Annotated in this window: 9 protein-coding genes; 8 read left to right on the top strand and 1 reads right to left on the bottom strand. The window is 63.6% G+C overall.

Annotated features, from left to right (window positions below):
- Positions 1-239: 239 nt before the first annotated feature.
- The 7 genes from AC1M7R_RS11030 (at position 240) to AC1M7R_RS11000 (ending at position 9,421) form a co-directional block, all read left to right on the top strand.
- Positions 240-1,877, top strand: a complete 1,638-nt coding sequence (locus AC1M7R_RS11030) for a glycosyltransferase (RefSeq protein ID WP_072431335.1) — start codon at positions 240-242, stop codon at positions 1,875-1,877.
- Positions 1,871-3,163, top strand: a complete 1,293-nt coding sequence (locus AC1M7R_RS11025; RefSeq protein ID WP_072431336.1) for a glycosyltransferase — start codon at positions 1,871-1,873, stop codon at positions 3,161-3,163. The genes AC1M7R_RS11030 and AC1M7R_RS11025 overlap by 7 nt, the downstream gene beginning before the upstream one ends.
- Positions 3,160-4,041: a class I SAM-dependent methyltransferase gene (locus AC1M7R_RS11020; RefSeq protein ID WP_072397384.1), complete on the top strand. Its 882-nt coding sequence runs from the start codon at positions 3,160-3,162 to the stop codon at positions 4,039-4,041. The genes AC1M7R_RS11025 and AC1M7R_RS11020 overlap by 4 nt, the downstream gene beginning before the upstream one ends.
- A complete protein-coding gene (locus AC1M7R_RS11015; RefSeq protein ID WP_072397585.1) occupies positions 4,038-5,192 on the top strand; it encodes an acyltransferase family protein in 1,155 nt (384 codons plus the stop codon). Before AC1M7R_RS11020 ends, AC1M7R_RS11015 begins: the two co-directional genes overlap by 4 nt.
- Positions 5,186-5,998 carry a class I SAM-dependent methyltransferase gene (locus AC1M7R_RS11010; protein ID WP_072397366.1) on the top strand — a complete coding sequence of 271 codons (813 nt, stop codon included), beginning with the start codon at positions 5,186-5,188 and terminating at the stop codon, positions 5,996-5,998. Before AC1M7R_RS11015 ends, AC1M7R_RS11010 begins: the two co-directional genes overlap by 7 nt.
- 80 nt (positions 5,999-6,078) lie before the next feature.
- Positions 6,079-7,272: a DUF3142 domain-containing protein gene (locus AC1M7R_RS11005; RefSeq protein WP_072397365.1), complete on the top strand. Its 1,194-nt coding sequence runs from the start codon at positions 6,079-6,081 to the stop codon at positions 7,270-7,272.
- Positions 7,259-9,421 carry a hypothetical protein gene (locus tag AC1M7R_RS11000; protein ID WP_271900307.1) on the top strand — a complete coding sequence of 721 codons (2,163 nt, stop codon included), beginning with the start codon at positions 7,259-7,261 and terminating at the stop codon, positions 9,419-9,421. The genes AC1M7R_RS11005 and AC1M7R_RS11000 overlap by 14 nt, the downstream gene beginning before the upstream one ends.
- Positions 9,422-9,478: 57 nt before the next feature.
- Here the strand turns inward: AC1M7R_RS11000 and lpdA are convergent, their stop codons facing one another.
- Positions 9,479-10,879: a dihydrolipoyl dehydrogenase gene (gene lpdA, locus AC1M7R_RS10995; protein WP_072431339.1), complete on the bottom strand. Its 1,401-nt coding sequence runs from the start codon at positions 10,877-10,879 to the stop codon at positions 9,479-9,481.
- Positions 10,880-11,088: 209 nt separating this feature from the next.
- On the opposite strand from lpdA, the gene hflK reads away from it, so the two are divergent.
- On the top strand, positions 11,089-13,050 hold the full coding sequence (hflK, locus tag AC1M7R_RS10990) for a protease modulator HflK (RefSeq protein ID WP_072431340.1): 1,962 nt from the start codon (positions 11,089-11,091) through the stop codon (positions 13,048-13,050).
- The last annotated feature ends 5 nt before the right edge of the window (positions 13,051-13,055 follow it).

The raw sequence follows: 13,055 nt of genomic DNA, 5'->3' as shown, positions 1-13,055 counted from the left end.
GTCAGTTCTCATATTTATAGTCGTTTTATTCTCGCCGATCGGTTCACGAACCTTGGGAGGATGTGTTTAGAATGCCCCTCGTCAATATGGCTGCCCCGGTTCGATTTCGATTCGAACGACAGGGTGCAGGCCGCTAATAACAAGAACGAGACGGGCTGGTGGACACTCGACAAGCGCGGTGCGGTCCACCACCGTCATGAAAGGAAGTTGCCGGGATTGCGGCTTCCTGATGGGATGCCATGAACTTCATCATTTACTCGGACGTAAACGATCACTCCATCAGCCAGAGCCTTGGCCGCCCTGAGTACAGCTATTACTTCGTACTCAAGGCTTATCGCCCCGTGCTCGAAAGCTTGGGGCGGGTACATGTGGTGGCATCGGTCGCCGAAGTCGATCCGCTGTATCAGACCTTGCAGCAGTCCGGAGAGGATTGCCTGTTTCTCTCGTTTTCACCGCCCCACAAGACCCCCACCGACCTGCTTTGCCCGATGGTCTGCGTGGTGGCCTGGGAGTTCGATTCGATTCCGGCCGAGCACTGGGACAACGATTTGCGCCATGACTGGAGCCGTACGCTGGCCCGCCATGGCCGCGTCATTACCTTGTCCAGTCATACGGCCGAAGCAATCCGCAGGTCGCTGGGCGAGGATTTCCCGGTGCTGGTCCTGCCGACACCGCTGTGGGAGCGTTTCGCGGCGATTCGTGAACAGTACCCGAGTACGCCCATCAATCCGGGCACGGTCCTGGAGATCAAGGGATGCATCATCGACAGCCGACCCCTTGGCCTGTCGGCGGACGGTTTGATCGCGCCCCTTCTCGAAGACGCGCCGCCGGCGGATCCTGTCGTACCTCAGGCTCCTCCTGAGGACGTCGTCCAACCGCTCATCGAGACGCCAGCCCCGACCTGGCGACGTCGTGCATTTCTCAGCCGTCATTACTTGCGCGAAATCCTCCGCGCCTTCAGGGACGACAGCGAGCAAGGACCGTTGTGGCTGGTCAGGCACAACCTGCTGTGCTGGTACCGCGAAGCGGTGCGTGACCTGGTGCCGGTGCCCGTGCGCATTGCCGTGAGCCGGCTTCTGAGGGGGCCGGCCGCGCCCGTGCTGGACGTTGCGTTGCACATCGCCGAGCCGACACCGCCCGAACATCCCCAGGCAATCCTGCCGGATACCAGTCAGAGGGTGGAAACCGAAGTCAGCGGAGTGGTGTACGTCAGCGTGTTCAACCCCGATGACGGTCGAAAGAACTGGCATCACCTCATCACGGCCTTCTGCTGGGGCCTGCGGGACGTCGAGGATGCCACGCTGGTGTTGAAAATGACCCAGAACGACCTGTCGACCTATTACGTCGAGCTGCTCACCTTGTTGTCCCAGTTGTCGCCGTTCAGTTGCCGAGTCGTGGTGATGCATGGATTCCTGGAGGACGAGCAGTTCGCCCGGCTGTATGGCGCGGCGAGTTTCTATGTCAATGCCTCCCGTTGCGAAGGGCTGTGCCTGCCGCTGATGGAGTTCATGTCCTGCGCCCGGCCGGCGATCGCCCCGGACCACACGGCGATGCGTGACTACATCGATCCCCAGGTGGCCTTTATCGTCAAGTCCAGCCGCGAGCCGACCATCTGGCCGGAAGATTCGCGCATCCTTTACCGCACCTTGCGCCATCGGCCCGACTGGGGTTCGTTGAAACTTGCCTACCAGCAGAGCTACGCCCTGGCCCGGCATCAGCCCCAGGCCTACCAGGCCATGGCCTTGGCAGCGAGCGAGCGCATGCGCGGCTATTGCGGTTTCGACCCGGTGCGCCAACGCCTGGCGGATTTCCTGGCGGCGCCCGGTTGCGACGATCCATTGCCGGACGTGATCGAAGCGGGGGCCGCCTCATGCTGATCATCATTTATTCGGAAACCAACCAGAGCAATATCCTGGAAAACCTAGGCAAGCCCGAATACAGCTATTACTTCGTGCTCAAGGAGTTTCGCCCGGTTCTGGAACGGCTGGGGCGGGTGATCGAAGTGACCCGGCCGGACGACGAAGTGGATCAGCTTTATGCCGACTGCCTGGAGCGCGGCGAGGCGTGTGTGTTCCTGTCGTTTTCCCCGCCCCACCGCACCGCGGTCCACTATGCCTGTCCGACGGTTCCGGTATTTGCCTGGGAGTTCAGCACGATTCCCACTGAAAGCTGGCTGGGCGAACCTCGGCACGACTGGCGCACGGTGCTCGGCGCGACAGGCAGGGCGATCACCCATTCCAGTTTCACCGTCGACACTGTCCGCGCGGCGATGGGTGCCGACTTTCCCATCGTCGCCATTGCCGCGCCGGTCTGGGATCGCTTTGCGGCCCGTGGTGCGCTGCTGGCGCAAAGACCGACGGTGGAGCACATGCGTCTGCAACTGCGCGGCCTGTTGATCGACAGCCGCACCACCGACCTGCGGCCCTATGGCCCGCCAGTGCACCGGGCCGGCACCCCGGTGGTGCTCGATGGTCCGGCACAGGATCACGAGTTGCTGCTGGACGGCGTGATCTACACCTCGGTGTTCAACCCGTACGACGGGCGCAAGAACTGGAAGGACATGATCAGCGCGTTCTGCACCACGTTTCGCGACGTGGCCGATGCGACCCTGGTGCTCAAGCTGACTCACCACGATGTCGCCGAAGCGCTGGAGGACATGCTGCACCACGTCTACAAGAACCAGACGTACCGCTGCCGCATCGTGCTGATCCACGGGTACCTGGCCGATGCGGACTACGAACGGCTGGTAGAGGCCACTCGCTATGTGGTCAACAGTTCCTACGGCGAAGGGCAGTGCCTGCCGCTGATGGAGTTCATGTCCTGTGGCCGGCCGGCGATTGCGCCGTTGAACACGGCGATGGCCGACTACATCGACCACGACAATGCCTTCGTGGTGGATTCCACCGAAGAGCTGACCGCCTGGCCTCACGACCCTCGCGCGGCATTTCGAACCTTGCGCTATGTCACGGATTGGGACTCGTTGTGTTCGGCCTATCGTGCCAGCTATGACGTGGCGAAAAACGACCCCGAGCGCTATCGCCGCATGTCGGCCCAGGCCGTGCGCAGCCTGGAGAAATTCTGCAGCCAGGCCAACGCCGAGCAGCGCTTGCGGGACTTTCTCGAGCAGTTGTCCGGGCGGCAGTGGAACGCCGGGCAATCATGATCCGGCGGCTCATGGCCTGGCTCAGGCCTCCCGTGGAGCCCACGCCGCCTGCGCCGGCTGCTGTTTCGCCCCGGGACATCGGCCTTGTCGATGCGACGCTCGACGGCTGGTTCAACAACGCCACCGGCGAATTGCTCAAGGGCTTCGCCATCGGCGCCAACGACACGTTGCTGGATGTGGGTTGCGGTGAGGGCGTGGCCACGTTGTTCGGGATGCGCCAGGGTGCATCGGTGATCTTCACCGACAGCGAATACGACAAGGTGCGCGACCTGGCCCGCCAGGTCGGGCGCCACGCCAGGTCGACCGCAACGCCATTCCTGGGGCTGGTAAGCAATAGCCTGCCGCTGCCCCTGGCCGATGGCTGCGCGGACAAGATCGTGTGCATGGAAGTCCTCGAACATGTCGACCAGCCAGCGCCGTTCATGGCTGAACTGGTGCGCATGGGTCGCCCGGGGGCGCAGTATCTGCTCAGCGTGCCAGCGCCGGTGGGCGAGCGCTTGCAGCAAGGCATCGCGCCGCCGGCCTATTTCCAGGCCCCCAATCATGTGCAGGTATTCGACGCCGAGCAGTTCGCCGCGCTGGTGGAGGACGCCGGCCTGGTGATCGAACATCGCCAGGCCAGCGGGTTCTTCTGGGTCATGGGCATGATCTTCTTCTGGGCCAGCGAAAGGGCGGCCGGACGCATCCTCGAAGGTGCCGTTCGTGACCGGATCCAGGCCCCATACCCGCCGCTGATGCAATCGTGGGCGAGTGCGTGGCAGGCCTTGCTGTCGCAACCCGACGGCCTGGCGATCAAGCAGGTGCTCGATGGGTTCATGCCCAAGAGCCAGGTCATCATCGCTCGTAAACCCGATCCTTGCGCCGAGGCCCCGTCGTGACCAGCAAACGAATCATGGACATCGAATTGCTGCGCGCCGTTGCCGTGATCGGCGTGCTGTTCCATCACATACAAGGCATGCCGTTCCCGGGTGGATGGCCAGGCCTGGCGGCGCTGTCCGGTAGCTTCCAATTGTGGTGGGGCGTGGACCTGTTCTTCGCCATATCCGGTTTTGTCATCGGTCGTAGCCTGATCCCGCAACTGCGCGGTTGCGCAAGCCTCCGGCAATTCTGGGTCGCCACGCGTGCGTTCTGGATCCGCCGGGCGTTCCGTCTGTTGCCGTCGGCCTGGCTCTGGTTGCTGCTGGTGCTGCTTGCAGCGTTTTTCTTCAACCGTTCCGGTGCGTTCGGCAGTGTGCAGGCCAACGTGCAGGCCACCTTGGCCGGGGTCCTGCAGTTCGCCAACCTACGCTTTGCCGATGCGTTCATGCGCTATGAATACGGTGCCAGTTTCGTGTACTGGACGCTGTCGCTGGAGGAGCAGTTCTATCTGATCCTGCCGCTGCTGGTGTTCGTTTCGCGGCGGTACCTAGTCTGGGTGCTGCTGGCCATAGTGCTGGTGCAATTCTTCACCTGGCGTGCGGTGTGGCTGTCGGTCGTGCGTACCGATGCCCTGGCCCTCGGGGTATTGTTGTCGATCTGGAGCCTGCGTCCCGGCTACTGGCGGTTCGAGCCCAGGTGGTTGCGCTGGCCGGGTCTTGGCGTAGCGTTGCTGGCAGGTCTTGGCGGCGTCATGGCCTGGCTCGCCACCGAACAGTTCAATCTGTCCTTCTACCGCCTCGGCGTCATCGCGGTTCTCAGCGCCGTGCTGGTGTGGGTCGCGTCCTATGACCGGGATTACCTGCTGCCCCGTAGCCCGCTGAAAGCCGCGCTGACCTGGGTCGGCAGCCGTTCCTACGGGATCTATCTGATCCACGTCCCGGTGTTTTTCCTGCTGCGCGAGCTGTGGTTCCGTCTTGCCCCGTTGGGGTCGCCGGACCTGGCCAGCCATCCCTGGCTGGCCCTGGCTTGCGGCTTGTCGCTGATCGGACTGTTGAGCGAACTCAACTACCGGCTGGTGGAAATGCCCATGCGCAATCGTGGTGCTCGACTGGTCGAACGCCTTCGAGCCGCACCTTGCGTCCTTCCTGTCTCTGGAGCCCCTTCATGCTGAGCCTTTTGAAGAAACTCACCACGGGCACGCCCGCGCCCGCGACGCCAGCGGCTGACAAGGTCGATCCGTATATGCTCGGGCTGCACGATGCGATGCTCAGCGGCTGGTTCAATCAGCGCACGGGCGAACTGTTCACCGGCTTCCCGGTTACTCCCCAGGACACCTTGCTGGACGTGGGCTGCGGCGACGGCGGCAACGTGCATTTCTGCGGCATGCGAGGCGCGAAGATCATCATCGCCGATATCGATGCCGCCAAGGTCGAGGCCACGCGCCAGCGCCTGGGCGATACGCCGGCGCGAGACATCGAATGCCACGTGACCGATTGCAACCCGCTGCCCATCGCCGACGGCACGGCCACGCGGGTGGTGTCCACGGAGGTGATCGAGCATGTCGACGACCCGGCGCAGTTCCTCGCCGAACTGGTGCGTGTCGGTCGACCCGGTGCGCTGTACCTGTTGAGCGTGCCGCACCCCAGCTCCGAAGAACTGCAGAAGGACATTGCCGCCCCGGAATATTTCCAGAAGCCCAATCACATCCGCATCATCGGTGAAGAACAGTTCAAGGCGATGGTCAGCGAGGCCGGGCTTGAGGTGTTGAGTCACAGCCAGTACGGCTTCTACTGGTCAATGTGGATGCTGCTGTTCTGGGAGGCCAAGGTCGATTTCAGCAATGCCGATCATCCATTGCTCAACCACTGGGCCGACACCTGGCAGGCGGTGCTCAATTCGCCTCGGGGCGCGCAGATCAAGCAGGCCCTGGACGGGGTCGTGGCCAAGAGTCAGGTGATCATCGCGCGCAAGCCTTGATCGATACCTGATTGCTCATAGAATGCCCGGGGCGCTGGACGCCCCCCAGTGTCGATGTGACGCGCAATGCGGTGAAACCCATGACTTCTTTATTCCGGCCAGCGCTGGCGCTCGCCGTTTTGCTTTTATCTGGCTGCGAACGACCCCCGGCTCGTCCTCTCGATCAACAGCTGTACATCTGGCAACGCCAATGGGTTCCGGCCCATGACGCGGCGCTGCGCCAGAGTCATCAGGATTTCTCCGGGTTGCGGGTGCTGGCGTTGCAGGCGTTCCCACAGGCTGGCTGGAGTCGGGCGCGGATCGATGCGGCGTTGCTCAAGGCTGACGGTCGGCCGCTGATTGCCGTGATTCGCCTGGACGGCCAGCTCAAGACGCTGGACCAGGACGAGATCGTCGCGCAGATCCAGCAGGTGCTCAAGCACTGGCAAGCCCAAGGCCTGGCGCCGACAGGGGTCGAGATCGACCATGACGCCGGTAGCGCCCGGCTGCCGGGCTACAGGACCTTCCTGGCCCGGTTGCGGCAAAGCTTGCCGGCCGATCTGAAACTGAGCATTACCGCGCTGCCGGCCTGGCTCGACAGCCCTGAATTGCCCGGCTTGCTGGAAACCGTGGACAGCAGTGTGCTGCAGGTCCATGCGGTGAGCGATCCGCGGCAGGGGTTGTTCGATCCGAAGCAGGCCCTGCGCTGGGCCGAACGTTGGGACCGCGTCACTATGCGGCCTTTTTACCTGGCGCTGCCGGCCTATGGGGTGGCACTGCTGAGCCAGGAAAGTGGCGCGCCGGTGGTGGAGAGTGAGGTGCCCATCGACCTGGGCGGCGAGCGCAAGGAGTTGTTGGCCGACCCGCAGCAAGTGGCCGGGCTGGCCGCCGGCCTGCGGGCCGATCCGCCGGAACATCTGGCGGGGTTGATCTGGTTTCGCCTGCCCTTGAGCGGCGACCGGCGCGTCTGGAGCCTGACTACCCTTGGCGCGGTGGCTCGGGGGGACAAGCTCGACAGCCGGCTGGCCCTGGAGCTGGAAGAAAAGGGTGGCTTGTACGATATCCGCCTGGTTAACCGGGGCAACCTCGACAGCCCCTGGCCCCAGCGCCTGACGCTGGCGGTAGGTGGATGTGATGGGGTCGATGCCCTGGCTGGCTACACGTTGCAACAAACGCCCGGACTGCTTACCTTCACCCGCATTCAGGAAGGCCGCCTGGCCGCTGGCGCCCAGCGGGCCGTCGGCTGGGCACGCTGTACAAAAATTGAACAAGGAACTTTCAATGTCTACCCCTAAGTGGTCTCGTCGCCTGCTCTGCCTGAGCCTTAGTCTGCCGCTGGGCCTGCCGTGGGGCGAGGCGCTGGCCTGTGGCCCCGATTTTCCCGCGCGCCTGCTGGACAACCGCGCCCAGACGCTGGCCGAATTGCCTGAAGGCAGCTTTCGTTTCGAGGTCAGCCGCCTTGGCCAGGCCATCGCGGGGCTCAAGTCGGCCAGCGAGGCGACTCGCAACCCGGACTACAACTATGACGACATGCCTGGCTACATCGCCCAACGTGACCAGGCCGAGCGGATCGGTCTGACCCCACCGCAGCAAGCGGTGGTGGAACGGGTGCGGGCTCTGAACGATATTGACCAGGCCCGCGCCGAAGCGGCGAACCTGCCTGCCGAGTTGCGGCTGTATGCCATTGGCGCGGCGGCGTTCAACCTGGGCGATCACCAGCAGGCGGCGCAGGCCTTCCAGGAGTTGCTGGCGCTACCGGCCGATCAGCGCCCGTTGCGCAGTACCTGGGCCGCATATTCCCTGGGGCGGTCGTTGTTCGCCATGAGTACCGAGGCAGGGCGCGGCGAGCCGGCGACGTTGCGCGATCAGGCGCGTGCGGCATTTCGCCAGGCCCGCGAGCTGAGCATCGGTGGTTTCAGCGACCCGCTGGAACTGGGAATCGCCAGCCTCGGCGAAGAGGCCAGGGTGGCCTATACCGCCGATGACTGGGACAGCGCCATCGAGTTGTACGCGAGCCAGTTCCTGCATGGATCCCAGGTCGGCTACAGCTCGTTGCTGTATCTGGCTGCCGACCTGGCTGCGCAGCCGGACGAGCGTCTGGATGCATTGCTCAAGCGTGCGGGTGTGCAGCGGTTGCTGACCGGTTATCTGCTCAGCCGTGTCGGTTGGTGGGACGGCGAGGAGCCGTCCGGGGAGAAGCGCCTTTTCCAGCGCCTGCAGGCCAGCAGCCGTGCAAGCCTGGACAACGCCGACCGGTTGGCGGCGGTCAGTTATCAGCACGGTGACTACGCTGGGGCCAAGGCCTTTGTGGAGAAGGCCGGCGATACCGGGTTGGCGTGGTGGGTTCGGGCCAAGCTGGCCTTGCGCGACGCGGATAAAGCGGCTGCGGCGGCGGCCTACGCCAAGGCGGCCCAGGCTTTTCCCCAAGAGGAAACCTGGGGCGGCCGGCGCAACGCGGATTGGGATTTCGAGGTGGTGCAGCCCAAGTGTCGGGTCGAAGGCGAAAGCGCGATCCTGGCCCTGCAACGGGGCGATTACCTGCAAGCCTTCGATCAGCTTTACCGTGGTCAGAGCAATTACTGGTACGACGCCGCGACTGTCGCCGAACGGGTGCTGACGGTGGATGAATTGAAACAGTACGTCGACCAGCAAGTCCCGGCCCCGCCGGCGTTGAGCCAGGAGGATCGCGACAATTACGTGCCATTGCCGGTCGCCGCGAGCCTGCGCAACCTGCTGGGCCGCCGCTTGCTGCGTGAGGGGCGCTACGACGAGGCGCCGGCCTATTTCGACAATGCCGACCTGCAGGCCAAGGCCCGGGCCTACGCCCAGTTGCTTCAGCAAGCCGAGTCCAAATGGTGGCCAACCCGCCGGGCCGAGGCCTATTTCAACGCTTCCTGGATCGCGCGCCGATGGGGCATGGAACTGCTCGGCTACGAGATGGCTCCGGACTATGCCACTTTCGAGGGCAACTACAGTCTCGAACCTGTCGAACTCAAGGTGGGGCCGCTGATGGCCGAGGGTGAGGTAAAACGCCAGCAAGCCAGCGCCGCCCAGCCAGACCTGCGCTATCACTATCGTTTTGTCGCCACGGCGTTGGCCAGTCAGGCGGCTGACAACCTGCCCCATACCAGCCAGGCGTTCGCGGCGGTGCTGTGCAAGGCAGTGGGGTACAATTCCAGCCTGGAGGAGCAAAGCGCGTTGTATCAGCGTTACGTGAAAGAGGGGCCCTATGTGACCTGGGCGGGTGATTTCGGTCATCAATGCCAGGAGCCGGATTTCCGCAGCGCTGACAAGCGCTACGTCACCCAGGCCCTGGAGTCGCTGCGCTCTGCGCTTCGACCGTATAAGCGCTGGTTGCAGGTTGGCGGCCTGGCGTTGGTGGTCGCGGTCGGGCTTGGGTTGATCAGCCGGCGGCGCAACAAGGCGCGGGTATCGGCCAGCTGAAGAGCCGCTGTCCTGACTGTCCCGCGGGAACCGCTCCCACGGGACCGTCCTTGGAAGCTACATCTGCGTCGCCATGCCCTCCACATCCATCGCCGCCTGGCGTAATGCTTCCGAGCGGGTAGGGTGTGGATGGCAGGTCAGGGCGATATCCTCGGCCGAGGCGCTGAACTCCATGGCGACGCAATATTCGCCAATCATTTCACTGACGCTCGGGCCTACCAGGTGCACGCCGAGGATTTCGTCAGTCTGCTCATCGGCCAGGACCTTGGCGAAACCTTCGGTCTCGTGGTTGATTTTCGCCCGGCTATTGGCCGTGAAAGGAAATTTGCCCACCTTGTAGGCGCGACCTTCCGCCTGGAGCTGTTCCTCTGTCTTGCCGACGCTGGCCAGTTCCGGGCGGGTGTAGATGACGCTGGGAATCAACGCATAGTTGACCTCCCCGGCCTTGCCGACGATCTGTTCGATGCAGGCCATGGCCTCGTCTTCAGCCTTGTGAGCCAGCATCGGCCCGGACGTGACGTCGCCGATCACCCAGACGCCAGGTGCTTCGGTTCGATGTTGCCTGTTGGCGAGCATGCCGCGTTTATCGGTGCTCAGCCCGACGTTCTCGAGTCCCAACCCCTGGGTGTAGGGCCGACGACCGATGGCCACCAGCACATAGTCGGCTTCGAGAAGCTGCATCTCGCCGCCGGTTGCAGGCTCGATCTGCAACTGCACGCCTTCTGCCGACGTGACGGCACGGGTAACCTTGGACCCCAGCTTGAACTGGATGCCCTGTTTGCCCAAGGCCCGCTGCAGGGTTTTCGCTGCCTCGACGTCGGTGCCTGGGCAAATGCGATCCAGGTATTCCACGACTGTCACCTGGGCGCCAAGCCGCCGCCAGACCGAGCCCAGTTCCAGGCCGATGACCCCTGCGCCGATCACCACCAGGTGCTGCGGCACTTCACTCAAGGACAGTGCCCCGGTGGAATCCAGGATGCGCTGGTTATCGATCTCCACCCCGGGCAGTGGCGTGGGTTCTGAGCCGGTGGCGATAACGATGTCTTTGGCGCTCAGTTGCGTCTTGCTGCCGTCGTCGCCAGTGACGGTCACTTTTCCAGGGCCGTCGATATGGCCCCAGCCTTTGATCCAGTCGACCTTGTTCTTGCGAAACAGAAATTCGATGCCTTTGGTCAGGCCTGCCACGCTGGCGTCCTTCTGTTTCATCATCTGCGCGAGATCGAGAGTGGGGCTGACCTTGATGCCGAGATTGGCGAACTCCGATCCTGCGGCCGCTTCGTAGAGTTCCGAGGCGTGGAGCAGGGCCTTGGAAGGCATGCAGCCGACGTTCAGGCAGGTGCCGCCCAAAGTGGCCCGACCTTCGACGCAAGCAGCCTTCAAGCCCAGCTGGCCGGCGCGAATCGCCGCGTTATAGCCACCCGGGCCGCCGCCCAGAATGATCACGTCATAATTGCTCATCGCTGCTCTCCCGTTCGGCCAAAAAATTATGAACGTAATATGAGCGTTTTCGAGGATTACGGTCAAGGCTTCCCATGTTGGCTTGGCGCAGCTTTCATGAAGCAAACAACACAGAAATTTCACAGGAATCGTTATAGGGTAACGTTCCTCAACGAAGCGGCCGTGGTTTCGCCCACAGCCCGATTCTGTTTCCTTGAAGCTGGGGTGGTATGCAAGTCGATCTAGATGGCGAAGGGGTGAGTGCGGTTGGGCTACCGCGTTTCCAACAGGCACCGTTCCAAGGGCGGCGCCTGAAGGGCATGGCCTGGGTGCTGGGCACCCTGGCGGGCCTGGGGTTGGTGCTGGCATTTTTTATCGGGCTGTTCGCACCGCAATCATTGTGGCCTGCCCTGCTGGTAAGCCAGTGCGCTGCCTTGCTGGTGCTGGTCGCGGGCTTGCAATCGGCCTGGTGGGTGACGCGGTGGCGTACCCGGGCGCTGCTGCCGAGCCAGGATATCCCGGCGGCTGACATTGAGCCTGTGGATGAACTCGGTTGGTACGAGCGACTCCTGGACGGTATCAGTACGCGCTGTGGTCGCCTGCTGGGCTATATCGGTGCCCCTACGCTGTGGTTGATCGGTTGGGCAATGGTGGTGCTGTTGAGCCTGGAACAGGCCTGGAACCTGGCGTTGCCACCCGCCACGCTGGGTGTGGCGGCCAGTATTGGCGCGGTATTTTCATTGACGCTGGCGTTCGGTTTACTGGTTTTCGAACGCCAGTTGGGTCAGCAATCCATCCTCGAATGGCCGGAGGCGCCGCCGCTGGCGCAGCTGACGCGGCTGGCGATTATCGTCCTGGTCATTTGCGCCTTGTGCCTGTTGTTCTCCTCGCAAACGTCCATTTGGCCGGTACGGTTGGCGGTGTGGGCGGGGGTGTTGCCGGGCGTGGTGGCCGTGGAGCTGCTGCTCAGGGCATTGCTGTCTGTGTTCAGCCCACGCCGGGACGCCCTTGAGCCGACGCTGCTGGGGCGTAGTGTCCTTGCCGACCTGCTGCGCTGGCCGCCGCGTCCCTTGCAGGCGTTGCAACATGAATTGCACAACCGTTTCGGCATCGACCTGCGGCAAGTCTGGGCTTTCAGTTACATGCGCCGTGCCTTTTTCCCGGTGCTGATGTTGGTCTCGCTGGTGGGCTGGTTGTTGACGGGGGTGTATGAAGTGCCACTGCAGGGGCGTGGTGTCTACGAACGGTTCGGTGAGCCGGCCCAGGTCTTCGGTCCGGGCCTGCATGTCGGATTGCCTTGGCCATTGGGCCGGGTGCTGGCTGTCGAAAATGGCGTGGTCCATGAGTTGGCCACCAGCGTTGGCGACAACCGCGGGCCTGCGCAAGCCGAACCGGCGGAGGGGCCAGCCCCGGCGATTGCCAACCGGTTGTGGGACGCCAGTCATGTGAACGATAAATCCCAGGTCATTGCCAGCCGCCGGGCCGACCAGCAGGGCTTCCAGATCATCAACATGGATGTGCGCTTCGTCTACCGCATTGGTCTTGACGACAAGGCCGCGCTCGCGGCGACCTACCACAGCGCCGATGTGCCCGCGCTGATCCGCAGTACCGCCAGCCGTATCCTGGTGCATGAATTCGCCTCGCGCACCTTGGACGGTTTGCTGGGAGCGGATCGTGTCAGCCTGGCCGATGAGATCGGCCGAGCGGTGCAGGCCGATTTGCAGGCCCTGGACAGTGGTGTGGAGATCCTGGCCACAGTGGTGGAAGCGATCCATCCACCGGCAGGTGCGGCCAACGCCTATCACGGGGTGCAGGCGGCGCAGATCGGCGCCCAGGCATTGATTGCCAGGGAGCGCGGCGCGGCAGCGGAGCAGACCAGCCAGGCGCAGTTGCAGGCCGCCATGGCCTATGACCAGGCCCAGGCCAGCGCTCGGGAAATCAATGCCACCGCACAGGCCGCCGACCTGCGCTTCGGTGCTGAGCGCAAGGCCTTCGCCGCTGCGGGTCATGCCTTCGTGCTTGAACAGTACCTCAGCCAACTGAGCCAGGGCCTGGGCCAAGCCAGGCTGCTGGTGCTCGACCATCGCCTGGGAGGCAGCGGCAACGCACCGACCATTGACCTGCGGACCTTCACCTTACCGGCCGACCCTGCCGAGCCGCGTAATCTTGCCCAGCCAGGAGCTGTCCATTGAGCCCT

The sequence above is a fragment of the Pseudomonas sp. MS01C9 genome (genome assembly GCF_058202755.1).
This window is presented reverse-complemented; position numbering and strand designations above follow the sequence as displayed.

Bases quoted from the DNA above. Each gene is read 5' to 3' on its own strand.
- AC1M7R_RS11005 (WP_072397365.1), top strand. From the start codon at position 6,079: ATGACTTCTTTATTCCGGCCAGCGCTGGCGCTCGCCGTTTTGCTTTTA.
- AC1M7R_RS11030 (WP_072431335.1), top strand. From the start codon at position 240: ATGAACTTCATCATTTACTCGGACGTAAACGATCACTCCATCAGCCAG.
- AC1M7R_RS11025 (WP_072431336.1), top strand. From the start codon at position 1,871: ATGCTGATCATCATTTATTCGGAAACCAACCAGAGCAATATCCTGGAA.
- AC1M7R_RS11020 (WP_072397384.1), top strand. From the start codon at position 3,160: ATGATCCGGCGGCTCATGGCCTGGCTCAGGCCTCCCGTGGAGCCCACG.
- AC1M7R_RS11000 (WP_271900307.1), top strand. From the start codon at position 7,259: ATGTCTACCCCTAAGTGGTCTCGTCGCCTGCTCTGCCTGAGCCTTAGT.
- AC1M7R_RS11010 (WP_072397366.1), top strand. From the start codon at position 5,186: ATGCTGAGCCTTTTGAAGAAACTCACCACGGGCACGCCCGCGCCCGCG.
- lpdA (WP_072431339.1), bottom strand. From the start codon at position 10,879: ATGAGCAATTATGACGTGATCATTCTGGGCGGCGGCCCGGGTGGCTAT.
- hflK (WP_072431340.1), top strand. From the start codon at position 11,089: ATGCAAGTCGATCTAGATGGCGAAGGGGTGAGTGCGGTTGGGCTACCG.